We start from the raw sequence: 26,056 nt of genomic DNA on the forward strand, positions 1-26,056 counted from the left end.
CGGAACGGCAGGTCGACCACCGCTGCATCGACCGACACGGTTTCGAGATGCTCGATCAGCGTCGGCCCGGAATGCCACTCCATGTTGTCCGAGCGGCGGCTGACATTGTCGCCATAACGAGCCGACATCGGGATCGGCACGATGGTCTGGAAGCCGAGATCGCGCGAGAATTGCCGGTAGGCCTCGGTGATGCGTTCGAAGACCGCCGGGTCGAACCCGACCAGATCGATCTTGTTGACGGCCAGCACGATGTGGCGGATGCCGAGCAGCGAGGCGATGATCGAATGCCGCCTGGTCTGGCGCAGCACCCCTTGCCGCGCATCGATCAGCACGATCGCCAGGTCGGCGGTCGAGGCGCCGGTCGCCATGTTGCGCGTGTATTGCTCGTGACCGGGCGTGTCGGCGACGATGAACTTGCGCTTCGGCGTGGCGAAGAAGCGGTAGGCGACGTCGATGGTGATGCCTTGCTCGCGCTCGGCCTCGAGACCGTCGACCAGAAGCGCGAAATCGATGTCGTCGCCGGTCGTGCCGTGCTTGCGCGAATCGCGTTCGAGCGCGGCGAGCTGGTCCTCGAAAATCTGCTTGGTGTCGGAAAGCAGGCGCCCGATCAGCGTCGACTTGCCGTCATCGACCGAACCGCAGGTCAGAAAGCGCAGCAGCGACTTCTTCTCCTGCGCCGCCAGATAATCGCGGACGCTCCTCGCACTGGAAAAGGACAGGTTAAGAATTGCCGTCCGGCGATCCTCATCCACGGCAGTCGGCCGCGATGCAATTCGAAAGGCGGGCCTGCACTTTGCCGGGCGATCCGATCTGGCGTCTGATGGACATGGCCGTCTCCAACCCTATCACCGGCTGTCTTCTCGCGATCTGTCCTTCCGCAAGGTCAGGTGAGAAGACTGCTGGACCGTTATACGCTTGGGCGCGCGTCCATGAAATCCCACTATCGTTGCCGCGAGCTCCGAAGCTCGTCCGCCGCTGGGCCAAATGTGACCCGTTACGGGTCAGTACGTCTGGCACCGCAATTGCTTTGATAGATGTGTGGGCTGGGGCGAGGGCTCGTCGCCTCGCAAATGGGGTGGCGGGCCTTTAGTCAACGAGGCGTTCTGATGGAGCGGCCCGGCACCCGTTGTTGGGATGGGGCTAGGACACCGGGCCTAACCGACGGGCAGTTTGTGAGAAACGGCGCCGGGGGCTGGGGACTATATGCGCTCACGCCGAACACGCGCAAAGCATACGAACGGAGTACGAGAGCCACAATTCGGGGGTCACCGATAGCCGATAAGCCGGTGAGCACGTTGGTGGTCGAGGCAGAACTGGTCAACCTGCGGTCTCAGTTTGGGCGACCTTGAGTTCTCCTTATTGGTGTTGCGCGACGAAATACAATTATAGGTTGCGAAATTTTCAGGTTATATTAGCTATCTAAGATATAATTACCAAATTGTTAACCAGGATTAATGCGCCTTTTCCACAGCATCGTAGTATGCCTTCCAGGTTGGGTTACCTCCATGGAGCGAGGAAGCCATACGTCCGTGCGTTGGGGCGGCGTATGCCCTACTCCTTGAATCCAATCGTCAGTTAACAACTACGCAACCTGACACATGATGAACGAGCGTACAGTTCACGCTTCTGCCGAATTTTGCGAGAGGGGGCAAAACAAAAGGGAGCGACGGAGAGGAGTAATAAGGCGATGGGACACCCCCAAATTTCCGATTTTTGGAACGACGCAACAAGACCGATACACAATGGACATCTGCCGGACGCGAATGGTCTTAGCGGGTCCGATCTCGATGAAGGAGGCCCAAGCGAAGGCTTGGTCATGATTGTCGACAAGCGAGCACTCGAACGTGAATGCCTTGCGCGCGGCCTGATCGAACACAATCCCACTTGGCGGGTTAGCGCGGTCGGATCGCTCGACGAAATCCAGCACATTGCCGGGGAAGCGCAACCGTCCGCGATCCTCGTAATTCTCGGCGCCAGAAAGGTCACGGACCAGAGCGTTCGGGCGGAACTTTCGCACTTCATTTCCGAGTTTGGCACCGTACCCGTAATCGTCGTGGTGGATTCCGACGAGCCGGGGGAGGTTCTCGCTGCTCTCGAATGCGGCGCCCGAGGCTACATCCCTACCAGCGTGAAGGTGAAGGTCGCGGCCGAGGCTATCGGTCTCGCTCGTGCCGGAGGGATCTTTGTCCCCGCCAGCTGCGTGCTGGCTCTTCGAGAGATCATCCACTCGACCACAAACGGGGCCCGTCCGCTCACCGGCATGTTCACCACACGCGAGGCTGCGGTTGTGGAGGCGCTCAGGACAGGCAAGGCGAACAAGATAATTGCTTACGAGCTCAACCTCTGCGAGAGCACCGTCAAGGTGCACATTCGAAATATCATGAAAAAACTCAAGGCTACAAACCGCACCGAGGTAGCGTACAAGCTTAGACAGATGTTGCTTTGAAGCCCGATCGGTCTTTGCCTGGCCGGCTTGGCAATATAAACCGCCGGGCGCGTTAAGGGCGGGACCACGGGTTCGCCGTTCTGGTAAGTTCCGATGATCGATGCTGCCGTCCGCGCCGTGTCGCGAACGCCACGCTGGGCGTGTGCTTAGGCACCAACCGTTGCGGACCCCGCCGTCACGAGAAATCCAATGCTGTCCCGTCCAAGCTCTACGCCACGATATGCCGCTTCGGCGGCCTTCAGCCCTCCCGTCAGTCTGCGGACGATTGGAGCCGACCCGAGTACGTCAAGTGGAAGGCCTAGCTGACCACGGGTCAGCCGCTTCGGTGGCCAGACCCTGAGGCCGAAATAGCTCGCGGCAGAGCGATCGATGCCGCCGCTGAACTGCACCAGCAGCGCTTGGCGAGAGTTCCGGGCAATACGGCCTAGGCTGTTAATGTCCATTGAAGGTTTGTCGGACGGCCTCATCGCGACCACGATCACATCCCATGTGCCGTCGGTCAGGAGCATGGGATGCGAAAAAACACTTACTCTCGCCCCGCCCGCGCGTAGCGCCTGCTCAAGGGATGGTGCACAGGGCGTGTCGCAGACGATGGCGAGCCTCGCGGCTCGTTGATCGACACCAGCATCGCTGAGCAAGATGCAGCATAACCGCGCGAATTCCGGCAGCAGGTCTATGGCTGGGTGGCTGAGATTGGGAGCCGCGACTTTGATGCCGGCCTCTTCACAGGCGTCGAAGTCCACAAAGCCCGGCCGAAGCTCCCATGGTTCAGCCATCAGCGAAATCACCGCATGTGAGGGCAAGAGTTCAATGAGAGATCTCGAAATCGGTCCGACCTGGGGACAACTGGTGACGAGGTCGACGTCCTGCCATTTGCGGCTGCCGATGCGGTTCGTCACTTCAATGCGTTCGGAGACTTTAGCGTGTTTGGCAAATGCCAAGGTCGCATCTGCGATGGCGGCCAGGCTCGGATGTCTGGAGGTTATGCGGGCGAGCGCAACGACACGGCTGGCATTGGCGAGCGCTGCCGCTGTGGCAGTCACCGCTTGGTATCCTGTCGTAGCGCCAACGACCACGGTGAGGCCGGAGAGATCAAGATCAAGCAAGGCAATTTGCTTGCGCACAATGGCAAGTACTTCGGCATGCTCGATCTCGCGAATATCACGAGCAAACGGCGCCGCGGTAAAATCACGCGGTAAAGGCGTCAAGCTGGACACCACGTTGCGCGCTCCACTGTCAAATAAGCCTGAACTGTAAGCCTGGAATGTCCGTTAAGCTGACAAACCGCCCAAGGGGATCTTGTCTCGGTGTGATGCACGTGTATTTCCTGCATTGCTTTGACGGACGCCTTTGCGCCTTGCGCATTTATCAAACGTGGTTCCTGTATCTCCACGAGCGTGACGGCCTGGATTCGGTTGGCACCCTGATCTCCTGGTGGCTGAGCCAGGTCCAATGCAGGCTTTGGCAATACAGCCGACCTGCCCGGACTGCTACCGCAGCAAACGGATGCTAGGTGATACGCCGTTTGATCAGAAGGCTTATAGACACCACGCCATCGACGCGCGGGTCAGGCTTAGGAGTAACGAGCACCGGGTACGCCGCTACCTCCTTTGCTTCTCTTGCCAAGAATCCGAAGCCGCTGTGAAGTTGGGCAGCAACACCAACCGCGTTTCTTGGTGAGACCCGTGACAATCAGCGCATTTGACATAAAGCGCCGCAGGCCCAGCACCCGGATCGGCCAAAACCTCCGTCCGCTTGGAGGCCGGCCCAAAAGGATCATGGACATGGCTGTCGCATCGATCGCACTTGTCCTTGCCGCCCCGGTCATGCTGGCGGTTGCCCTTTTGATATTGTTGACTGATGGGGGACCGGCGGTGTTCTCCCACACCAGGGTCGGATTCAATGGCAAGCGCTTCGCCTGCTATAAATTTAGGACCATGGTGGCGAACTCGGAGCGGGTCCTGGCCGACTATCTCGCGAGCAATCCCGAAGCCGCCAAGGAGTGGGAGCAGAATTGGAAAATCAAAAACGACCCGCGCATCACATTCCTGGGGCATATCCTCAGGAAATCGAGCCTGGATGAGCTGCCTCAGCTCATTAACGTGCTGCGTGGCGAGATGAGTTGTGTCGGCCCTCGTCCGGTCGTTCCCGACGAACTGCAACGCTACGGCTCCTGTGCGATCGATTATCTAAAAACCCGACCGGGGCTAACCGGCCTGTGGCAGGTAAACGGCAGAGACGCGATGGATTATCCCAGTCGTGTCTCCATCGACAGCCGCTATGTGCGGGAATGGTCGCTGTGGGCCGATGTCGTTATTCTCATCCGGACTGTCTTCGCGGTGATGAAATTCGACCATGCGTCTTAAGTAAAGCGCACCGCAAATCCTTGCCCTCATGCATGTCGTTGCCGCAAAGACGCCGGCGTGTCCTGGCGGCAAAACAACGGCGAACGGCTCCGGCGCCGGGGCGCGAAAAATGCAGCCGCGGATCGTCATTGCTCGCGTGACATGTCACGGCGCCAGATGACGCCAAGGACGAGGCCGATCAAATAGGCGCACTGCAGAACGATTACGAGAAGCAGGATTGAAACCAGGCGGCCCCAGTCAAACAAACTGCCGATTCCGCCTGCAACGACGCCGATCACGACGGTCACCGCGGTCATGATGATGAGCGCAGCCGCTCGAAAACGAAATCCCAGCAAAATGCCGATCAAGCCGACTGCGACAAGGCCCCAAAGCACGGCGATCTCCTACGGTGTGGAAGACTCAGAAGACTCAAAGTGCCGTACCTGAGTCTCCCACATCTGCGAATCCGTACCAACACCCAATCCGGCTGCACTGACTGGCCGACTGTCGATCAAGTTGTGGGAAATCGCTGCACCTCAGCCGCTTTGCACAAAAGGCGTAGTGCACCCTGTCCCAATGACCCCTTTTCGCACATTTCCATGTCCCTCCGCTGAGCCTAGGCTGCTCGTGAAAATAGGTATGCGGAGATTCACCTGCCGTGCGGCAGCTTGCCAACAAGGCGCTGTACGTTGCGCATCAGGGCAGAGTTGCGTCGGCACGAAATTCCTAGATCACGCGTTCGGTGTGACATCCCATCTATGCTGCAGGTATCCGTTCTTTTGCTGATCGTGTCCATCTGGTTCCCTGGCGCCACGCGGATTGCCGGAACGGATGGCTCACTTTCCTTCCTGCTTGCTCTGTTCTGCGCCCTGGTAAGCGTCGGTGCCTATGCCGAAACAGCAAGACGCCTCCATCGGACCGAAGCGGCACTGGCGACTGCGGTGCTGGCCATATCTGGTTTCATCATGGTTCTGTCCCTACTGTCGATGCTTTACGCCGACAGTCCGATCAGGACGATGCGCGCGGTTTTTGCGCAGGTATTCGGTTTCGCGATTATTCCAGCAGTCGCAGCGATTTCCACCAGACCAAAGGGTCTCGTGGCAATCGATAGGATAGTGATGGCGATGATCATCATGAGTGTTGCAACATCCTGTCTAGTCGCAATCGGGCTGGGCGATGCCAGATTTGCCGATCGCGCTGAAGGCTATTTCAAGCACTCTAACCAACTCGGGATCGCCTTGTCGGCTGCTCTGCCGCTTGTCGCCGCGAAGCTGGTCTCATCCCGCAGCCACCGTGTTCTCCTCTTGGGCTGCCTCGTTGCGGTGCTCCTGGGTTTGGTGAAATCGGGTTCAAAGACAAATTTCGTTCTCGGCGTTGCAGGCCTCGGAGCGTTCTTCGGAATATACAGCTTCTATCTGGTTAGAAGAAAGCAGAGCCCGATAGCAGTAATCGCGGGTATGGTTACGGCTCCGATATTGCTGGAAGCGAGCCTGGTGGCATTGCAGTACCTCAATCCACGGGCTTACAATCTGCTCGCCCTCCAATTGTCCGGAGGCGAGGCACATTCGGTCATCTCGCGGCAGCGGCTGTGGTCTATATCGATAGACCTCGGCCTATCGCATCCGTTTATGGGGGTCGGCGCAGGCCAGTGGGTGGGCGATATTGCTCCCCATAGCCACAACCTGTTCATCGACGCCTTTAGAACACTGGGGGTGCCCGGCGTCGGGTTGATGTCAGTGATGGTACTCGTGGTCGTGACATATGTTGTCAGCGCTGTCCTCAGTACATTGTTTGATAAGGACAGGGGGGACCACTCGACGGAAATTAATGTGATGGTGCTCGGAACATCGGTTTCCGTTTTCAACTACATCGCCGCAAACCAGATGAGCGATTCTTTCGGCCCATCAACAGCGCCCTTCTTCTGGCTGCCCTTGGCTTTGCTCATCTTCTACCGTGGCAGGCAACGATCAATGCAGAGCGGGCTTAGTGAGAGCCCAAAGCTGTACGCGAGAATTGGGACTCAGCTCTTTCAACATTGAGCTTCCGCCATGTCCCTTTGTCTTCCTAGAACCAACCTCGCCAACCGAACCCAATGATTCCGCACACAGCTAGCGAGCTGGCGCTAGGCTTGCCGCCAGGCCTTGAAGCACGCGCGCCTCAAACAGACATTCGATTCGTCGAATTCTTTGGTCTCCCTGGGATCGGAAAGACAACCGCTTCCACCCTGTTGGCGAACGACTTGCGACGGTGCGGCCAGCTGGCAGGCGATGTGAGAATAGCGTGGGGGACAAGAACGTTCATCGACCGCCAGATCCACAGGATCGGTATTGTTGCCCCGAGATTCAAGGACCGTCAGTTTCGCTCGTTGCTCGCCCGAATTGCACGTTTTGTCATCGAGAGTGGCCAATCGTCGTTTGTCGATGCAATCAGGGTTATTTGGAACCTTTCCGTTTTGGTTGCCTATATCCAAACCGAGAGACAGGGAAAGAATACTATCACTATTATGGATCAGGGGCTGCTGCAGGGGTTCCTCTCAATATCGCTTAAAGCTAAGCATCGGGCAACTTCGGAGAGGTGGCTTGACATCTTGTTCGCCATTGGCGTGCATGACATGGTTTTTGTCCATCTGCGCGGCGAGATCGGCCTAGCACGAAATCGACTTCTGAAAAGGGGCGATCGGTCCTCGCGGATGCAAAGGGCATCTCCTGATTGCGGCGGTCATCTCTGGTCGGCTGCGGACTGTGCTTGCCGCCAGATTGCGGCCGATCTTGAGAGGGGAATGGAAACGGAAGATCACGTCGGCGTGCTGGCGGCGGTCGATGTGGAAAGGTTGGCATCGCCCGAAGATGTCGCCGAAAGGGTTCTGGAGGCGGTGCTTTTGGCCTGTCTCGAACGGCGTCGGCTGGGCGATCCGGCAGGTCAATGGGCACCACAATGAACCGCCGATCATTCATGGGCGTCGCCGGCCTGTATCCCCTGATCGCCCTGTTGCCGGGCTCGGGCTCAGCGCAAGGGGGACAGACGCCGAAAGGCAAGGAATTCGTCCTGGCAGGTGCCTATGGATTCGAACAGCAATCGATTAGGAACCTCGAGCCGGGAGCAATAATCGACGCTCGAAATGCTTCCTTCACGGTTGCCAACAGCAGAAATAGCGATCCCAGCGCGATGACGGGATGCGACGAGGGGCCGTTGCCCGTCAATCGCTATCCCCTCGTCATCCGCAACTGCCCCGGCGTTCGCCTTATCGGAGGGCGCTTCGATGGTCAGGTGCCGCTAACGTCTGATTGGCGCGACACCTATTGCAACAGCGCCGCTCTGCTTGTCAGGGACGGAACCACGGACGCGACAATAGAGGGTATCCGTGCGCGTCGCTGCTGGGATGGCATTCGTTTCGCAGAGCACGCCGACGGCTTTCGGCTAAAAGGCTGCTGGCTCAGCGAAATCAGGGATGATGCGGTGGAGAACGACTATCTCCTCAGCGGCATCGTTGAAGAGTGCCTGTTCGACGGATGTTTCTCAGGGATCAGCCTGGATCCTGCATCAAACGAACGGGACGGAACCGGCCAAACCGTGCGGATCGACAGATCCCTCATTCGTATGCACGCCTTTCTCTCCAAGGGCGAAATCACACATCAGGCGCCGATCAAAGCTGTCGACCAGTCACCCAGGTTGCGGATTACGGAATCGGTTTTTGCGTTGGCTGCGGCTAACATGCGTGGATTCCGTCGCTTGGAAAGAACATGGCGGCTGACGATTGAAAGTCGCGACAATGTGTTGCTGTGGCTGCCCGACGCGCCAATACCCTCCGCGTTGCCGTTGCCGCCGTCTGGTTTCAGAATGCTGACCGGCGCCGACGCCCGGAGGTACTGGAGCAGGGCGCACCTTCAGTGGATCGCAGCGCATCAGAACGTGGCCAGGTTTTCCGACGAAGTGCTGTGAGAACTCGCAGCCCTCGGTGACGCTAATGCATGTTGCTCGCCCATCGAACACACCCGCTTTGCCATAACAGCTTGGACCGTCACCGCGATGAATCAGCACGAGGCAATTGACAGAACTTCGACACCGCGCCTCGCCGATCACAGTCCTGCGACGTTTGTAATCCAAGGACGGTTGGTACGCGTCAGGGAAAGAAACGTCCTGTTCAGCCCGACAAACCAGGCCATTTTCGCCATCAACGACACTGCTGCCGACATCTGGCGCTGTCTGGAAGAAGGCATGGCACCGCAAGCCATCTCGGTCGAGATGGTGCGCAGGGGCGTTGAAAGGCTTGAGGCAAAGAGGCATGTCGAGGTGGCGCTCGCGGACTGGCAGCGGCTTAGCCTGATACGGCCCCGCGTGCCCGTGTCTCCGTCAGCAGCTCAGGAACTCGTGAGCCAGGTGGTCGCCGTTGCGGGCCTCAACATACGGATCGTCTATCCAGCAGCCTATGCATTCCCCGCAATCACCGTATTTCGGCATCTTGAGGTTCGAAGTGAGGCTGCCGAAGTTCTACTCGAGGTAGTTGAGCACGGGGGACGGATCCATCTGTTCCGGGATGGCAATTGGATTCTGTCCTGCCCTGCCGACGAACTAGCCGTCACACTGAAAGGACAATTGCTGAACGAGGTTCTCGATCGCGGCGTCTATGAACTCGCTCTCCATGCGGCGGGCCTTTTCAGCAATGGACGTATGGTCCTTCTTTGCGGCAATCCGGGCGCGGGCAAGACAACACTGACTTTGGCATTGGTCCATGCAGGATTCGGCTTTGCCGCTGATGATGTTACTCTGCTGGACTCCAGGGGGCATGGCGTTGGCCTGCCGTTTGCCTGCGCGGTCAAGGCGGGGGCATGGCCGCTTCTGGCCGAATACTGCCCCGATCTCGACGACGCTCCAGTCTGCCGCCGGCCCGACCGTAGGCGTGTGCGGTTTGCCGTGCCCAAGGCGTCGACGCCCTTGGCTCTTTCTCCCCTGCCCATCGGCAGTGTGATCCTGCTGCGTCGAGGCCACGGTTCGAAGGCTTGCCTGGAGCCGGTCGATCCTGCCAACGCACTGCGCGGCCTTCTCAACGGCGCGCTTGCACCCGGCGGAAAGCTGAGTGGCACCGCATTCGAAGTTCTGACCCAACTCATCGGATCGGCGGAAACCTATTGCCTGAACTATTCGAAGCTTGATGATGCGGTACAACTTATATCGCAGGCATGCCGATGATGAGCAGGGGCAACGCGCTTGAGGCGTTGATCGCCGGACTTCGCGGCAGTCCGACTGACAGGGCCGACTGGCAGGCCGTGATTGCTTTGGCAAATCACACTCTGCTCACACCCGATTTGTTTTCCTCCCTCGCGCGCGCCGGACAAATCCAACAGCTCCCGCAGGACGTGCGTGAGTATCTTCGGTTCGTTCACGACTGCAATCGGGAACGGAACCTGCGCTTGCGTTCCCAATTGCGTGAAGCCGTTGCGGCCCTCAACGGCAGCGATATCGTTCCGCTCCTGCTCAAGGGTGCCATTCCCTTGTTCCTTTCACCGGCCGGCCGGATTCCCAGCAGGATGACGAGTGACCTTGATCTAGCTGTGAATCCGCGCCAGGAGATGGTCGCCAGAGCCTGTCTTGAAGAGCTTGGCTACGTCGATGTGGCGGGCGCTCGAGGCATGGCCCGCCAGCAGGACGCCGGAATGCTGGAGCTCCGCTCGAGCCGAGCGAACGGCTGTCACCCCCCCAAGCTTGTTCAGCGAGGCGGCCTTCGGGTGAAAATTCCTACCGCTCAGTCCCGCGCCATGCACTGGATGGTGCACGACCTTCTCAAGGAGGGAGATTACTGGCGCGGAAGGATAGATCTCAGGCACCTTCATGATCTGGCACGATTGGCGGAAAGCGATGACGTGGATTGGACGTCACTGCAGCAATCCATGTCGGATGGAACCGCCCGTAATGCGCTCGACACCCAGCTCCTGGCCATGCATCATTTCTTTGGAACCAGAATCCCGGCAAAATGTGCACAACGCCGGATGGTCCGTATCCAGCACTGGAGACGCATCTTCACGGCGACCCACCCCGTCGTCGGAGCGCCGCTGCGCCTGGCCGGCAATTTGATGTGGGGGACATGGCGATTTTCACGCGGCTACGGCTTGGTGCGACGTGGGCCGTCGGACTTCTTACGTCGCATTGCTCGTACGCTTTTCAACCCTCGCACCAAAATCTAAGCCTTTTGGAGAACTAGTGCCCCCGGGTCACAAAGCATAAGCTCGATCTGTAAATTTGAGACGGTTGTGGAGAGGTTTGACATGTCAACTGAAAGCACAAAAAGCTCAGAACGGACTCAGGAGAACCTGGTCTCGGAAGCTCAGGCACGCCGCGACTTTCTCAAGAAGGCGGGGCGTTTTGCGGCAGTTACGCCGCCGGCTGTGACGCTTTTGCTCGGCACGAGTTTGAACTCCAAGGCGATTGCCAAATCGGGCGGATCACGCCCGGGCAATGGTTGGGGAGACAAGAACCACATCCACTCCGGTCCTCCCGGGCAGGCGTAAGCTCTTCGAGCATCATGGTCGCTGAAAACAGCGTTGTGAGAACGTAAGCCTGTCATTTGAAAGCCCGAACCACTTGCGGCACTTTTGTGTGCCGCAAGTGGTCCGGGCTTTTTCTTTGCCGGCGGCTACCGGCTCACGGGTCTGAACAATCAGTGCGGCAAAAAAATGTATCGGGGTCTTCAAACGAAAAGAAAGCCCCGGCACCAACCTCGTTCTGTGCCCGCCGGTTTCAGTCGGGCATGACGAGTTCCGGTGGTCTGAAACACGCCGTGCAGGATCAGGCGAGCAGCCAATCATTAATATGGAATTCATAGATCTTGCCATCGTTCTCGGTCGGATGGGAGTCATTGTCGATGCCGCGATCGGTGATGTATAGACTCATACTATGGCTTGGATCGTCGCTGCTTGGCGCCAGCGCCATCCCAGACGGTTTGTGCGCATGGGCCGCGGAGATATCGAGCGTGCCCAATAACTGCCCGGTAGGCGTTACCATTGCCACCGACTTTGCCGACGCAATGATATAAAGGAGATCGTGGACTGAATCGTACGCAATACTTTCGTCGCCAGGGGTCCCCAGCGCACGCGCAGAAAAACTCGTGACCACGTCGTCGCCGCCCGTGCTTGGGACACCATCGAATTTGCCATTCGGACCCGCAGCGATGGTGTAAATCGTCTGGGTTGTGCCGTCGGCGACATATAGGACTCCACGTTTTGTATCATACGCAATCCCCTCCGGGTCCGTGCTGCCGAATGCGGCCGTCTTGAATGATGTCACAAGGTCGTCCGACGTGTTGTAAAGTCCGTCCCGTCCGGGGTTGAGTTCGTATACGCTCTTTGTACCAGTGTCGTCCGTGAAGAAGAGATGGTGGTTGGTGGGATTGTAGGCGATCCCCGACGGCTCATCGGAAAAATTGATCGTCGTGAGCGTGCCCGCCAGGGTGCCGTTCAGATTCATTTGATAGAGATTCTTGCCGGTAAAAATGGACATTTCGTCAACTTCGCTATCGGCAACCAGCAGCGTGTCGAGATGAGAAATATAGACGAGATCCGTGGGATCGGGGCTCGGTGGCGACCACAGCGAAGTGAGGATGGTGTGTGCCAGGGTCACCGACGTCGGCAGCTGGTTGGCCGTGACGTTGACGTTAAAGGCGTGGGTATCGGTGCTGCCATCGGACGAGGTTGCGATCACATTAAAGTTGACCGAAGGCTCCGACGTCGCATTGAGCGTGCCCGTACCCGAGCGCGTGATGACGCCAGTGCTGGCGTTGATGGCGAAGCGCGAGTCGCTGATGCTGTAAGTAATTGCCGAGCCGGCATCGGGATCCGTGGCCGAGGCGGTGATCCCGACCGCCGTGCCGGCGGCGGCGTTCTGGGCAATCTGGTTGGCGGCGGTGTCGGTATCCGGCGGGGTGTTGAAGGCGACCGGCTCAGCGCTGTTGAGGACGGCGAGGGTGAAGGCCTGGTTGGCGGTGGTGCCGTCGGAAGACTTTGCCGTCACTGTCAGATTGATCGACGGCTGGGTCTCGAAGTCGAGCGTGCCGTTGGCAGAGCGCGTGATGACGCCGCTGCTGGCATTGATGGCGAAGCGCGAGTCATTGATGCTGTAGGTGATGGTCGAGCCGGCATCGGGATCCGTGGCCGAGGCGGTGATCCCGGTGGGTGCGCCAGTCGCGGCAAGCTCGGCGATCTGGTTGGCGGCGGCGTTGGCGTCAGCCGGGCTGTTGAAGGCCACCGGACTTCCGGATCCTGGCAGCAGATATTCTATGTGCAGCAGCGGAGCGCTGGTCGGCGAGTATTCGTAGGAATCGGCTGTGCGCGTGCCGGTGCCGGTGACCAAAAATGCCATGTCGTTGAGCGCAGCCCAGCCCGAGCGATTGATGATCTCCTGCACGATCGCCGACAGGTCCGGCGAGCGCTCGGTCAGCCCTTGCTCGCCTACCGTGTTCCACGGGTCCGGTGTCCAGGCTGCGGACGCGTCCGTCGTCGCGCGTGAGGACACGTCGAAGCTGACGCTGGTGAAGGCGCTCGCGTCGTCGGTATCTTCGCCCTTGATCAGCAGCGAGGTCACGCCGGTCTTCACCTCATTGGCCTGGAACTGGATATAGGCGCCGGTGATGATGGCGCCTTGCGGGATGTCGATCGCGGTGAAGCGGATGCCTACCGTCTGTCGGGTGCTGCTGTCATAGCCCAGCTCCAGGTCGTTTATGTTGGTCGAGATCGAACCCGAACCCTTCTCCTCGACATCGTCGCCGGCGGTCGCCACCCTTGTCTCGAAGATCGGGTCGATTGCATTTGAGGCGGTGGCGAGGAGACTGCTGGAGGTGGCCGCGGCGCCCGTCGAGACCGTGCCGAGGTCAGCAACTGCCTCAGGGGTTGTGGCGGCATAGGTGACTTGGCTGTCGGCATGGCCCGTTGTCGCGTCCTGCCACAAATCGAGAAAGCTGCTGTCCAGATGAATGCCAACTCCGGCTGCCGCCTCGGCCAGTCCGCTGAGGTTCAATCCGCCATCGCTCCCCGATGTCGGAGTGATCCCATCCGCGGAAATGAGATCGAGGCTGTTCGCGGCGCGATCCAGTCCGTGACTGTGACTCCCCTTGCCGGTTTCCGCAGCAGGTTCGTCGCTCAGATCGGAGATATCGCCAGTCTTCTCGTTGCCGCTCACGCTTCCGATTGGCAGCGTCAAATTGTCGATGTTCAGCCAGTCGCCTTTGATGCCGGAGTCAATGCCGGAGTCCGTCAGCAAGAGTTTCGTGTCAGTCCAGGGAAGCCCAGCCAGTTTTGCCATGTCGAATTTCCTCTCCATATCTCTCGACTAAAATCGCAATCTCGACGTGTCCGACCAGGGGCGGTTCCGACCCCAGATCGAGCATGGCGATGGGTAACGTTGACACGAAAGCCGTCGCCCGCGATGCATGGCCGGGCGGTCGAGCGCTGAAGTCTACTTTGATCAGTCAGTTGCCTTCCTCATCCTGGGCCAGGCGGGCACCACGGCGGCAAGCAGACGCAGCAGTGATAGCCCGTCCCGCCCAAGGAACAGCGACGGCAGGATCCAGCACAGGAGCAAGCCCCCGGCAGATGCCAGCAATGCCGTATCGATGAGCAGGGGAAGAGCAGATAAATGGAACTCGCGCAGCCATTCCACGAGTGCCCAGATGCCCGCTCCGACAACGCCCGCGAGCGCCAACCCAGGCAGGTGCGCCATCAAGAAGTCGCCCCAGGTCATCCCGGTCACGCGGAGGCTCAACTGTGCCATGAGGAAGAAGTTGATCCCGAATGCCGCGCCGACGCCGAATGCCACGCCTTCTATTCCCCAGAATTGCCCCATCAAGGACCCAACCAAGACGCCGATGGTGAAAACGGCCTGGCGCCACGCACGTGCGTAGACCGTCCCCGTTGCGCGCGAGACGGAATCGCTCAGCTTGTAGCTCGTGCGGAACAACATGCTGAACGCCAGGATCTGGAGTGGGGCGACAACCCCTTCCCATCCCCGCCCGAGAGTGACCTTAACCAATTCCGGCGCGACGATCGCCACGACCATACTGGCCGGTAGGACGATCAGGGCGCAACCCGCGACCGCGCTGCGATAGGCGCGAGCAAGCCGCGCGGGCTGCTCCTGGACCAGCGCCATGGTTGGGAAAAGCACCCGATCGAGAACCTGACCGACTATGACGGCGGGCGTCGTCATCAGCTGCGACGACAGGCCGTACAGGCCAAGCGCATCTGCACCGAGCCAGCGCCCCACGACGAGCCTGTCTGCCTGGGTGGCGAGGTAGTTGCATACCCGGGCAATGGTGAAACCGCTCCCGAAATAAAGCAGTTCGAAGATGGCGCTTCGTTCCAGCAAGGGCCGCATCGGATGCGGCTGTCCAGCGAGCAGCACGACCATGCGGATGAATTGCTGGATCAGGAGTGCGCCGACAAGGGCCCAGATACCGAAGCCGAGCCAAGCCAGTACCGGACCGGCTACGACGTAGCCCGTGGCGAAGGCGCAGGCATCGACGAGCGCCAGCCAGCGGAACCGCAGCGCGCGCTGGGCCGCGGCCAATGCCACCATGGAAGCGCCTTGGAAAAGGAACACGAAGCAGATGGCACGAACGACTGGAGCCAGATCGGCAAGCCGAAGCAAGCCGGCAATTGCCGGTGCCATTGCCCAGACCAACGCGGACACAACGAGGCCGAGGAGGCATGACAAGGTGAAGCCGGCCCGGAGATGTCGCTCTTCCAGCACAGGTCGTTGGACGATCGCGGGGGTAATGCCAAGTCCCTGGAAGATCGCCGAAAACTTGATGACGATCAGCGCTGCGGAGTAAAGGCCGAACTCATTGGGCGAGAGCAGCCGGGCCAGGATGAGAAGTGAGGCAAGCTCGGCGACGGCGAGGGCGCCCATGGACAAGGCCGTCCACAACATGCCCACGACACTCTGTTTTGCCAGCCCTCGCCTGTCGTTGCTCACGCCTGTCTCCACTCTTCGGCCGATCCAAACAGGCGGCCATTGCGTCCATCCCGGATCCGCCGAGGGACACGATTACATTGGGTGACGCCCGGCGACGCGCCCGCGCCTGAATGAAACGACCGCATGGTCACGAAGGGGCTTCGGCTGCGGTGCCGCCCGCCAGCGCGCAGTGCGCCTTACCTATTGAAGAAGCGAGGGAATTTCGTAGCGGTAGAATTCCATCTCATCCCGGACCTCCGGTATGATCGCCGTCAGGTCCTTCCTTTCGAGGCGGAGCCACTTCTGCTGTCGGCCGGGGTCGATCATCTCCTTGGCCATGCGGACGATATCGTCGGTGCAGCTCAGCCCGCAATGTTCATAGATGCGGCGCAAGACCAGTTCGGGATCCTGTATCAAATCCTCGTAACGAAACGACAGAACGCGGCCGTTGCCAAGCTTGGCGAGATCTTCTCGAGCCTTTCGATTGCCGCGCGCCCACTGACGCGCGATCACCGTCAACTTTTCATTATCCTTCAAATCCCGATCTATTCCGTTGTAACGCGGACCATAGATCGATGTATATTTCCTTCCGAGCACCCTTTTTGTGATCACCTGTTTTATAATATCTCTTGCATAATAATGAATTTGTGTGACAGGAGTGATTTTCAGCAGGCGTATTATACCTCTTAAAGACTTTGCTCGCTGCCACTTAAGCTCCATTGAGCTTATGTATGAAAATGGATTTCTCGTAATATAGAGAAATATGGCCTCCGGAAAAATCTCGTGGACAAACGGCACGCGCAAGACATTGGCGGGCGTATTTTCCATGATCTGTCGGCCGCCGTGCCGCGACTGATATTCGAGGAACCTGCCGCGAATGTAACGAGCGACCCTTTCGGTAGCATCGGTTTCGACGAATTCGTCATGACGCCGCGCCGGATCGGCATATAGCCACAATGTTTTTGGCTCGTACCAGGTAACGATGTCAGGATGCAGCCCGATCAATTTTTGTGCAATTGTGGTCCCCGACCGATAGTTGCCGATCAGAAAAATGGGACGTTTCAGCTCTGTTGCTGCCATGACAAGTCTCCGTCGCTAAAGGTTAGCCAAGATAGCGCCGATCCTCACGACCAAGCTCCGCCGCTCGGCTATTGGTCTCTGAATGCACGCATCATCTGGTCCGTCAAAGGCTTCATCAGGTACGACAGCACCTTGCGGTCACCAGTCCGTATGAATGCTTCCACCGGCATGCCGGGAATGATCGAGACGGGTGCAAGCTTCTTCGAATCCTTCGGATCGGGCGTGATGCGGACTGCGTAGTAGACTTCATTGGTATGCTGATCGCGCGTTACGTCGGCCGCAATCATGGACACCGTGCCCTCCGTTTCGGGCGTAGTGCGAACGTTGAAGGCGGTGAAGCGAAGAAGTGCGCGTTGGCCGACCGAGATCTGATCGATGTCTTGCGGCGCGGCCTTCACCTCGACTGTGAGAGTGTCGGTGTCGGGAACGATCAACATAATCGGCTCCCCCGCATTGATCACGCCGCCGACTGTATGAACTGAGGATTGATGGACCACTCCGCTGGAGGGAGCGCGAATGTCGATGCGTGACAGCTGGTCCTCGGCGCTTACTTTTCGTTCCTCGAATTCGGCGATCTTGGCGTCGACATCGCGCAGTTCGCTGCCAGTCTCGCTGGAGAACTCCTTGTCCAGCTGCAGGATCTGGAGCTCGACTTCGGCGATGGCACCCTTTGCCTGCGCCATGTTTGACACAAGCTGTGACCTTTCACCCTCGATGCGTGTTGCCTCGCGTTCATATTCCGTAAGCTTCGACTTGAGTGTGAGCTTCTTTTCGACAAGGCTGCGGATGTCGACGAGTTCGTCGTTGATCAGCTCGATCTCCTTGCTCTTTGCCGATTCCTGAGCCAAATCGCCTTCGATCTGCTTTCCGAGTTGCTCGATGCGTTCGCGCAAGCGCGCCTTGTTGCCGAAAACCTCGGTTCGACGAAGCTGGAAGAGCCGCTGTTCGCTGGCCACCGTGTTGGCAATCTCCGGGTCGCTCATTCGCGCGGCAAGTATCGGAGCAAGTGTCATCCGCCCGCTGCCGTCACGCTCGGCCTCGAGCCGGGACTTTCGCGCATAGAGCTCATCCAGATTCTTTGTCACGTAAGCCAGGGTGGCACGCGGGATGGTGTCGCTAAGCTGGACCAAGACATCCCCGGCTCGGACACGGTCGCCATCGCTCACGAAGATCTTGCCGACCACGCCGCCCGTCGGGTGTTGCACTTTCTTTTCGCTGTTCTCGACGACCACCCAGCCATGCGAAATAATTGCTCCCGAAATGTCTACTGTCCCGGCCCAGACTCCCATTCCGCCGAGGAGCAGTGCGACGACAGTCATTCCACCGAGCAGATTGCGGCGAATGGATCGCCGGTTGGAAAGCGATCGATTCAAGACAGGAGCCGTCATTGCCCGTTTCCCCTGTGCCGCAAGTCGTCAATTCGGCAGTTGAGGAGAGGTTGAAACCGGCCGCAGGCCCTCGGTATTGACCTGCATCGGAAACAGCTTGGACAGGACTGACTGCTTCGTTCCAAACATGTGCATCTGCCCTTCTTTCATCATCAGCACGAAATCCACGGTGGTGAGAATGTTCGGCCGGTGCGCGACGATCACCACGATGCCTCGGCGTGCCTTGATTGCGAGGATCGCCTCGGCAAGCGCCCGTTCGCCTTCCATGTCGAGATTGGAGTTGGGCTCGTCGAGGACGACCAGGAACGGATTTCGGTAGAGTGCGCGTGCCAAAGCAACGCGCTGGCGCTGCCCTGCTGACAACGCGGTTCCGCCCTCTCCGATCTGCGTCTCGTAGCCATTGGGAAAGCTGATGATCAGTTGATGGACACCCGCCGCGCGGGCGGCGGCGACGATGGCCTTCGGGTCCGATCCAGGATCGAAGCGGGCGATGTTGGCGGCAACCGTTCCCGCGAACAGTTCGACGTCCTGCGGAAGGTAACCTATATGGCGGCCAAGGCGCTCCGACGACCACTGATCGAGCGCGGCGCCATCAAGCTTGACACGCCCCGCCAGCGGTCGCCATGCGCCGACCAGCCCACGAGCCAGGCTGGATTTGCCGGAACCGCTTGGTCCGATGATGCCAAGCACCGAGCCGGCGTCCAGGCTGAATTCCACACCTCGCACGATGATCCGTTGCGCGCCCGGTGCACCGATCGTCATGCGTTCCACCGTCAAGTTCGAACCGGGAACCGGAAGTGCCATCGGCTGGGCGTCTTGCGGCAATCGGGCGAGCACCTGGCTCAGCCTGCTCCAGCTCTGGCGTGCGGCCACGAAGGTACGCCAATGGGCGATGGCAAGATCGACAGGCGCAAGCGCTCGGCCCGCAAGGATGGAGCCGGCGATGATGATCCCGGACGTAGCCTCGCCCTGGATCACCAGCCAGGCCCCTATACCAAGCATTGCCGACTGGAGCATCAGCCGCAAGGCGCGCGCGAAGCTGCCGAAGCCGCCTACGATATCGCTGACATGCTGCTGTTGCATGAGGTATTCGCGGCTCGCCTCCCGCCAATGGTCGTGCAGACGGTTGCCCATTCCCATCGCCGCGAGGACCTCCGCGTTGCGGCGACTGGCCTCGGCAAAGCCGTTGCGCATCACACCTGTCGAAACCGCGGCGCCCATTGGTTTGCGCGTAAAGACCTCGGTCGCTGCCGTCAGAGCCACCAACACGATTGCACCGCAAATCGCCGTAATCCCGAGCGTCGGATGAAGGCTCCATATGATTGCCAGGTAAAAGGGCATCCACGGAAAGTCGAAAAGCGTGCTAGGCCCCGGGCTCGATAGAAATATGCGGACGTTGTCGAGATCGCGCTGCGGCTGCAGACCATCGCCCTGGTGGCCGATGTACAAGGGCAGCCTGGACACGGCTGTAAATACACGTCCTCCGACCGCTTCGTCCAGTTCAACACCGATCCGGGTCATAATGCGGCCGCGCACGAGATCGACGACCGCCTGCACGACAAACAGCACGCCGGCCAATATCGCCATGGCTACGAGAGTCGGAACGCTGCGGCTTGGCAGTACGCGATCGTAGACCTGCAACATGAACATCGCGCCGGTCAGCATGAGGATGTTGCTCACGCCGCTAAAAACCGCGACGCCCGCGAATGCTGCCTTGCAGGAACGCAACGCATAGGCCAGTTCCGAACCGGGCGCCGGCTGGATATTCCCTGGCGAGGGCTGGGCGCCGGCGTTCGCGAGCGCGCTTGGCAAACCGCCCCTTCGCCTTGCCTTGCGGGCGACTGCCATGAGCAGCAAGCCCAGGGCCGCGATCGCCAGCCCAACCAGAAGAGCGTCTGGACCGGGCAGCAAGACATCGGAAAGATGGCCCCAGTCCCGCACGAGATCCGTCCACGGTCGCGGCAGCCAGTTCCTGCCGAGATCAACGAGGCGCGGCAGGAATGCAGCTCCCGCAAGCGCAAGAGCGAGGAGGAGCAGGATTGCTCCTGGAATGCGCGATCGGATGATGGAGCGGTGGCGCGGAGCATTGCGCACCGTCGTCTTGCGGCGCGCCGTTGCACGCAGGAGATTGAGCCGCCTCTGCTCCATTTTGGCATGGGAATTCGTCCGGCGGAAGCGGTTTGCCACGACTGTCAGTGCTGCCCCAAGGATCATGTCAAACCCTGAGGTGCCAAGGCCGGACTATGTCGGTCCGTTCAAGGCACAACGAACCCAGGCGCGTCGCGAAGCGACGATCGCGGCCCTGAAGCAAAGCCTTGCTCGAGGAAGTGGGCATGTTCGTGCTATTGGCCGACAATGCTTGGCTGGAGGGCCGGGCCCTCAGCTTTTGGGCCCCCCATTGTTCCGGAAGTGTCCGGTGCGTAGAACCCTTTGTTGGCTACAATCGAAACCTCGATGACGTCGCCAGCTAGGACTTCCGTATTTTCATCGGCGACGATGTCGTGGGCGACTTTCTGGTCGCGCCTGAAAATCGAAATCTTCACAGAGCCTTGCAAGTCGTCGAACGTCCTCTGTTCGCCATAGGTAAAGATAAAGAGAAGCTTGTCGGCAACGTACCTTATTTGACTTTGAATCTTTCCCAGCTCGACCTGCGTGTCCTGCGCTTGCGAGATCAGATCCATTTCATAACTCTGCTTCTTTTTCCTCAGCTCACTCTCCGAGGTCAGCATCGCCTGCTGCGCCTGCTCCTGCTGCAACTCGGTCTGCGCAAGTTCGGCGCGATAGCTGGTATGTGCTCGTTCCGCCGTCATGACATTCGAATTGGTTACCAGACCTTTTTCCCGCAGTGACCGGGCGGATTGCAGTTCCTCGAGTTGAATATTCGCGGTCTTTTCCCGCTCCGTTCGGGCTGCAGCGACCATATCCGCTTCCTTCCTGGCCCGATCGAACGAGACCTCAAGGAATGAAATGTCGTCCCGATATGCGGCAAGGCGGGCGTCCAACTGCGCCTGTTCGGACGCTACGATGTCGACTATCAAGTGTCCGCCAAACTCGACTGGCGGATCCGGCGGAGCGACGAAGGATTTGTCCTGCCGGCTTTCCGCCTGGAGGCGGGCGAGCCGTACCTTCAGACGATATTCTTCGATCGCAAGACCTGCGCGCGCGCTGCGCAGATCAGCTATTTGCAAGGCCGGCTCCATGTTTCCGACGGCGGTAGCCCGGAAGCCACCGGCTATGGCCAGCGCATGGCGAACCGTTATTCCAGGTTGAAATGGATATGATCCGGGATGAGCCACCGTTCCGGAAATAAAGAACGGTCGGTACTGACTGATCTCCACCTTCACGAAAGGCTCGAGAATGAGCTTCTGCTGTTGTAATGCACGCTGAATGGCCTGCGAAAGAGCAACAGTGGTGAGGCCGCGCGCCTGAATATCGCCCAGCATGGGAAGTGATATCGAACCCCGATCATCGACCACCACATCCAGCGGATAGGATTGCTCGCCAATCACGGACACCCGCAGGATGTCACCGGTGTCGAACGCATATCCGTCCGCACGGGATGCGCCAGCAGTGAGCAGAACAAAGGCAATGGCGAGGCCACCAATCATTGCGAGCATGCGGCCGGCCGCAAGTTCAAATCCGGGAAATTCAAATCCGGGAAAATGCCGTCGGCCCCAATCCTTCACTCGCAGAGGCTTGGAAGGAAATTGCTGGTCAGCACGCAAACGCATCGTCGTACTCCGTTGTCTTGTCTGCCGTCAGGACCAATCGACTTTCGTCGGCCGGAGCGTGACAGCAGGGTGTTCGTTGGGTTCGAGCAGTAAGCCTTGGGAATCCACGCTCCGTCGAAGGAGCAAAAGGATCAAAATCCGTGCAGTCCTACGGTTTGCTTGGTGAGGCCAGCGCGAATTTGCGCCTCGTTCGGTCGTGCGGCTGGAAGGGCTGACTCAAGAGCGGATTGATAAATCAACTCGACGCTATCGCACATGGCATCCAGCCCCCAGGACGAAAGGTCGGTGAGTTTCGCACTCTCAGCCAGTCGAGCGCGATACTGCTCGTTCTCAAGGAGATCGGCGACCGCTGCAGCTGCGGCACCCACATCTTCCGCCGGCGTCACGATTCCGTTTACGCCATGCTTCACGACCTCTTCCACTCCCGGCAGATGCGAAACCACACTTGCTCGACCGCCCGCCAGATACTGCATCATGACGCGAGGCAGTCCTTCTCGCATCGACGTCAGCACACACACGTCCGCCAGACTGATCAGTCGCTCAGGCTCGCTATGGTAGCCGATCATGCGAACGTTGTTTGCGAAAGGGGATCGTTGAATCGCCGATTCAACAGTGGATCGCGCCGGCCCTTCACCGGCCAGCAGCAGTCGCACGTTCGGAATTCGCTCGACGGTCTGCCCAAATGCTTCAATGAACTCTACGTGGCGTTTTCGCGGTTCCAGTGCAGCCAGCATCAGCACCACCGGCGGCTTGGGCTCTCCGAAAGCCGTCCCCAGCAGGAGATGCGATTGTTGCGGCCACTGCGCGTTCGCGAAGCGTGTCAGATCGAAGCCGGAGTGGACGACGTGGTGCTGAGCGGCGCTACCCAAATGATTGGCGATGCAAATGTCGCGCATAGCCTGGCTGACATCGATGAAAGCCTGTGTGACCTTCGCGGCCAGGCGTTCGGCAGCCAGGTACATCAGGCTCTGCGCTTTGCCCACATGCACAAACGGTAAAATGTGCACGCCATGTATGATGCAAGGGATATTGGCTTCCCTCGCGGCAAGGCGGCCGACGATGCCAGCTTTGCTTTGATGTGTGTGCACGATGTCAGGCCGCCAATCGCGCATAAGGCGCGTGAGTTGCCCAAATGCCGAAATGTCGCGGGACGGTGAAATCGAGTTGATGAGTTTTTCCAGAGTCATGACCCGAACGGCTTCGGCAACGGACGCCCGCAAAATCGGGTCGTACTCCTCGCCGTGAACCAAAAGCACTTCATGGCCGTGGCGCGCCTGAGCGAGACAGCAGGCCAATGTGTTCTCTTCGGAACCTCCCCGAAGCAATCGGGTGAGCACATGGACGATCTTCATTTGCTTGCACCTCTGGGCATCCGGGGTTGGTACATCCCGGAAGATCGAGCGCATCGAGCGGTGGCGTTCGACAATTCTTTCGGCGGCCTTCCCGAGCATGGTCGGGATGTGGCAGGGCTGCCCGTTTGCGTTGGCTATGGTGGTGGATGTCGGCGGTTGAGCCGCCAGCTCTGTCTCTACAGAGAGCTCTGTCTCTACAGAGACAGCCAGATATGCCTGAACAGTTCCTGACCGACCGCCTCTATGCCTGCGCTCGCGTCAATGATTGGGATGTTCTTGTCCTTGGATCGCAGCTCCGCCATCAGCGATAGCCGGGCATCGAACGCTTCTTTCCTGATTTCACCGGGCTTTCGCTGCTCGGAGACCGCAAAATCTGAGACGAGGTGCAAGGTAAGGTGTGGCCGGCATTCTGCCATCCTCTGATAGAGTCTTTGCTCGAGCCGGGCGAGTACCGACAAGCCTGGGATGGAGAACAGGTGCGGTGGAATCGTTGGCCCGTCCAGATACCCTCTGCAGATCGCCTGCGGCCACCTGTCACAAATGACGATCAGGCCTCGCGTCGCCCATCGATGTGCACGTTTCACGACAGCGTATCGCTCGAACGCAATCAAAACCGCCCACAATGCCAGCGCGGCAGCGACAAATCCTCCCTTCGACCAATTTCGACTGAGGGAATTGTCGTTATTGTGCTGAACCAAGGACTTAAGGCGGCGTCTATGGGGGAAAACCAGCGTCTGCAACGCTTTGCGAAGCCACCATCCATTGCCGTCTCCGGTTCCGACATAGGCTTGCGCACACCCGAACTTCCATCGAAATATCTGTGTCAGCCGCTCAGCCTGAGTGCTCTTCCCCATGCCATCGGGACCTATGAGCGCGACTACAAAGCCACCAGCCGCTGGCCGTCTCTTTGGTGGAAATCTGCCGGGCATCAACTGCTGAAGAGATCTCAAGGCGAGATACGTGGTCTTGCGGGCCAGATGGATGCCGGCATCGGCGATTTCGTAACGACCCGTGAAACCGCATACTTCTCGGATTGCGCGCCGCAACCTGGCAAGATCTCCGCGGTGGACGACCAAGCCGTCGGCGTTTTGCACAAACCTGCAGCTCACCGCTTTCCCGCCGGCAAACATGTATTCCACGACATCCACGCTTTGCTCGCTTGACGGAAATGGCAGGCGTGCAAATTGGTCCCTCCAAGCATCACCGACGGTGATCCATTGTCTCCAAGGCAATGCCCAGGCCCGAAAGGCGAAGCGGGCAATTGCTATTCGAATCTCGTCTTCGGGAGAGACGACCGGAATCGATACGCCGTCCACACAAATCGTCTCCCATCGTGTAATCGTCGCATAGTCGAATGCCGGATATCGCTTACGGAACTCCCAGCCGACGCGGAGCCCGATATGCATGTCGAGATGGAGATAGCGACCATGCGAAAAGTCAGGCAGGAACCAGTCCTCGCGGCCGGCGCAGACATTGTCGTAGCAAGACAGGCTGACGCCTCGACAGCCGTGCAGCTTGCTCACGATCGAGCAGAAGGCCGCGTAGTCGTGTTTGTCCAGGAGGACGTCCAGATCGTCCCGGCCCGCAAGCCCGTCTTGCAGGGATGCGAGATCCTGGACTATCCCGTACCTCAGGCCACTTTCGTTGAATGCTCGAAACATTTCGCTGGCGATCGGCAGGGCCGGTAACCCTTCAAGGGGGGCATTTCGGTCAGTTTGAGAGAGACCTGCATCTGCTTTGGTCCGCGACAGGCCCGCCCCAACCAACTTGGCTGGCGCCGGAACATTCAACCCCCCCGTCAACGCTTCGGCCGCCATGCTTGCCTTCGGCTCTGGAGTCCAGCGACGATGACGATACTGTTGTGGCCGCAGGCCATCCCAAGGCTCTCCAGGGGCCGCGGGACGTTGGCTTCCGGGGTTGGATCTGCGTGAAGGTTGCAAGGGGAATCCCCTAGTTGATCGCGTCGAGGGTTATTCGCTCATCGTCGCCTCAAAAGGCCTCGACCTGGCGGAGCTATATCCACGCCGATTGCTTCGTTGGGACGCAGCACCAAGGTTCTCACTGTCGACCCGCAGGCTCGGATGTCACCTTGCAAGCTGCCGCAGAGAGGGTGAATTGGGTGCCAACTCATTTCCTCATTGCCGGGTGGTTCCAGCATCTTGCGAGCGAACAGTTGTATTAATTGACAGCTAACGCATAGACTTCAAGAAACTATCGAGATTCTATCCCGGTCGATGGTAATCGGAATTGATCGGTTCATGATATCAAGAAGAATTCTGACAGCCCCGGCGCTACCGACATGATCAAGAATGCCAAGCTGGTCTGAGAACGGCCCATCTAATATCCTAATTCTTTGACCGGGCCTCAATAGAATGTCCGGATGCAAAATTCCGTCATCGTCGGTTGCTGATATCAAAGACTCAACTACGCCGTAAGGAGCCGGTATCGGCATTCCTTTGCTCATGACAATTTTCCGCACGCCGACGGTTGAGTTGATCGGGTACCAACTCTGCTGCTGAACAAGCGAGACGAACAGATAGCAGTCGAAATACGCACTGGAAACGGTTCTGACTATGCGAGCGTGCCGGACAGTCCGCCTGCGCTTGGGCAGATAGGTTCGGAAGTTTTGCGCTAGCAGGTGCCGCTCCGCCAAGCTCTCGGAATGCAGGTGCGTCTGGACCACGCACCAGCGCGCAGGTTCCCCGTCGGGGGCTTTCTGTACCGGCTCCGGGAACCGATGATATAAGTCAGCGTGCTGCATGGCGGAATATCTGCTCTC

The 26,056-nt window shown here is 59.0% G+C and carries 20 protein-coding genes; 8 read left to right on the forward strand and 12 right to left on the reverse strand.

The annotated features are described in order from the left end of the window. Positions 1–728, reverse strand: a 728-nt coding sequence (locus NKJ89_RS25155) for a sulfate adenylyltransferase subunit 1 (RefSeq protein WP_352606621.1), incomplete at its 3' end; no start/stop codon positions are given. A 1,088-nt stretch (positions 729–1,816) separates the two neighbouring features. On the opposite strand from NKJ89_RS25155, the gene NKJ89_RS25160 reads away from it, so the two are divergent. Further along, complete coding sequence (locus tag NKJ89_RS25160; RefSeq protein ID WP_245266376.1) at positions 1,817–2,446, forward strand: response regulator transcription factor; 630 nt, start codon at positions 1,817–1,819, stop codon at positions 2,444–2,446. A gap of 146 nt (positions 2,447–2,592) precedes the next feature. Here NKJ89_RS25160 and NKJ89_RS25165 read toward each other — a convergent pair whose 3' ends face one another. Continuing rightward, positions 2,593–3,663 carry a hypothetical protein gene (locus NKJ89_RS25165; RefSeq protein WP_352606495.1) on the reverse strand — a complete coding sequence of 357 codons (1,071 nt, stop codon included), beginning with the start codon at positions 3,661–3,663 and terminating at the stop codon, positions 2,593–2,595. Between the two features lie 561 nt (positions 3,664–4,224). Between NKJ89_RS25165 and NKJ89_RS25170 the strand changes: the two genes are divergently transcribed. Further along, complete coding sequence (locus tag NKJ89_RS25170) at positions 4,225–4,812, forward strand: sugar transferase (protein ID WP_352606497.1); 588 nt, start codon at positions 4,225–4,227, stop codon at positions 4,810–4,812. Between the two features lie 125 nt (positions 4,813–4,937). On the opposite strand, the gene NKJ89_RS25175 is transcribed toward NKJ89_RS25170, so the two are convergent. Further along, positions 4,938–5,159 carry a hypothetical protein gene (locus tag NKJ89_RS25175; RefSeq protein ID WP_352606499.1) on the reverse strand — a complete coding sequence of 74 codons (222 nt, stop codon included), beginning with the start codon at positions 5,157–5,159 and terminating at the stop codon, positions 4,938–4,940. A 390-nt stretch (positions 5,160–5,549) separates the two neighbouring features. On the opposite strand from NKJ89_RS25175, the gene NKJ89_RS25180 reads away from it, so the two are divergent. The 6 genes from NKJ89_RS25180 (at position 5,550) to NKJ89_RS25205 (ending at position 11,294) form a co-directional block, all read left to right on the forward strand. Next, positions 5,550–6,830 (forward strand): O-antigen ligase family protein, encoded by a 1,281-nt coding sequence (locus NKJ89_RS25180; RefSeq protein WP_352606501.1) that lies wholly within the window; start codon positions 5,550–5,552, stop codon positions 6,828–6,830. Between the two features lie 89 nt (positions 6,831–6,919). Further along, positions 6,920–7,729 (forward strand): hypothetical protein, encoded by an 810-nt coding sequence (locus NKJ89_RS25185; protein WP_352606503.1) that lies wholly within the window; start codon positions 6,920–6,922, stop codon positions 7,727–7,729. Further along, on the forward strand, positions 7,714–8,730 hold the full coding sequence (locus NKJ89_RS25190) for a hypothetical protein (protein WP_352606505.1): 1,017 nt from the start codon (positions 7,714–7,716) through the stop codon (positions 8,728–8,730). The genes NKJ89_RS25185 and NKJ89_RS25190 overlap by 16 nt, the downstream gene beginning before the upstream one ends. A gap of 87 nt (positions 8,731–8,817) precedes the next feature. Then, a complete protein-coding gene (locus NKJ89_RS25195; RefSeq protein ID WP_352606507.1) occupies positions 8,818–9,978 on the forward strand; it encodes a PqqD family peptide modification chaperone in 1,161 nt (386 codons plus the stop codon). Continuing rightward, the gene (locus NKJ89_RS25200; protein WP_352606509.1) at positions 9,978–10,970 is read left to right on the forward strand and encodes a nucleotidyltransferase family protein; all 993 of its coding nucleotides are present in this window, start codon (positions 9,978–9,980) and stop codon (positions 10,968–10,970) included. Before NKJ89_RS25195 ends, NKJ89_RS25200 begins: the two co-directional genes overlap by 1 nt. 81 nt (positions 10,971–11,051) lie before the next feature. Then, the gene (locus NKJ89_RS25205; protein ID WP_502904152.1) at positions 11,052–11,294 is read left to right on the forward strand and encodes a hypothetical protein; all 243 of its coding nucleotides are present in this window, start codon (positions 11,052–11,054) and stop codon (positions 11,292–11,294) included. Between the two features lie 277 nt (positions 11,295–11,571). On the opposite strand, the gene NKJ89_RS25210 is transcribed toward NKJ89_RS25205, so the two are convergent. The 9 genes from NKJ89_RS25210 to nusG form a co-directional block, all read right to left on the reverse strand. Then, a complete protein-coding gene (locus NKJ89_RS25210; RefSeq protein ID WP_352606511.1) occupies positions 11,572–14,079 on the reverse strand; it encodes an RTX toxin in 2,508 nt (835 codons plus the stop codon). Positions 14,080–14,241: 162 nt separating this feature from the next. Next, a complete protein-coding gene (locus NKJ89_RS25215; protein ID WP_352606513.1) occupies positions 14,242–15,747 on the reverse strand; it encodes a lipopolysaccharide biosynthesis protein in 1,506 nt (501 codons plus the stop codon). A 180-nt stretch (positions 15,748–15,927) separates the two neighbouring features. Further along, complete coding sequence (locus tag NKJ89_RS25220) at positions 15,928–16,806, reverse strand: sulfotransferase family protein (protein ID WP_352606515.1); 879 nt, start codon at positions 16,804–16,806, stop codon at positions 15,928–15,930. Between the two features lie 68 nt (positions 16,807–16,874). Beyond that, entirely contained in the window at positions 16,875–18,194 is a 1,320-nt protein-coding gene (locus NKJ89_RS25225; RefSeq protein WP_352606517.1) for an HlyD family type I secretion periplasmic adaptor subunit, read from the reverse strand. 27 nt (positions 18,195–18,221) lie between these two features. Then, complete coding sequence (locus NKJ89_RS25230) at positions 18,222–20,408, reverse strand: type I secretion system permease/ATPase (RefSeq protein ID WP_352606519.1); 2,187 nt, start codon at positions 20,406–20,408, stop codon at positions 18,222–18,224. A 128-nt stretch (positions 20,409–20,536) separates the two neighbouring features. Continuing rightward, positions 20,537–21,925, reverse strand: coding sequence for a polysaccharide biosynthesis/export family protein (locus NKJ89_RS25235; RefSeq protein WP_352606521.1), 1,389 nt, complete (start codon positions 21,923–21,925; stop codon positions 20,537–20,539). Between the two features lie 131 nt (positions 21,926–22,056). Further along, positions 22,057–23,277: a glycosyltransferase gene (locus tag NKJ89_RS25240; RefSeq protein ID WP_352606523.1), complete on the reverse strand. Its 1,221-nt coding sequence runs from the start codon at positions 23,275–23,277 to the stop codon at positions 22,057–22,059. Between the two features lie 194 nt (positions 23,278–23,471). Beyond that, positions 23,472–25,094: a hypothetical protein gene (locus NKJ89_RS25245; RefSeq protein WP_352606525.1), complete on the reverse strand. Its 1,623-nt coding sequence runs from the start codon at positions 25,092–25,094 to the stop codon at positions 23,472–23,474. A 386-nt stretch (positions 25,095–25,480) separates the two neighbouring features. Next, complete coding sequence (nusG, locus tag NKJ89_RS25250) at positions 25,481–26,038, reverse strand: transcription termination/antitermination protein NusG (RefSeq protein WP_352606527.1); 558 nt, start codon at positions 26,036–26,038, stop codon at positions 25,481–25,483. Positions 26,039–26,056 lie beyond the last annotated feature (18 nt).

The sequence above is a fragment of the Mesorhizobium sp. M0047 genome (genome assembly GCF_040323315.1).
In the GTDB taxonomy this organism is placed as follows: Bacteria; Pseudomonadota; Alphaproteobacteria; order Rhizobiales; family Rhizobiaceae; genus Mesorhizobium.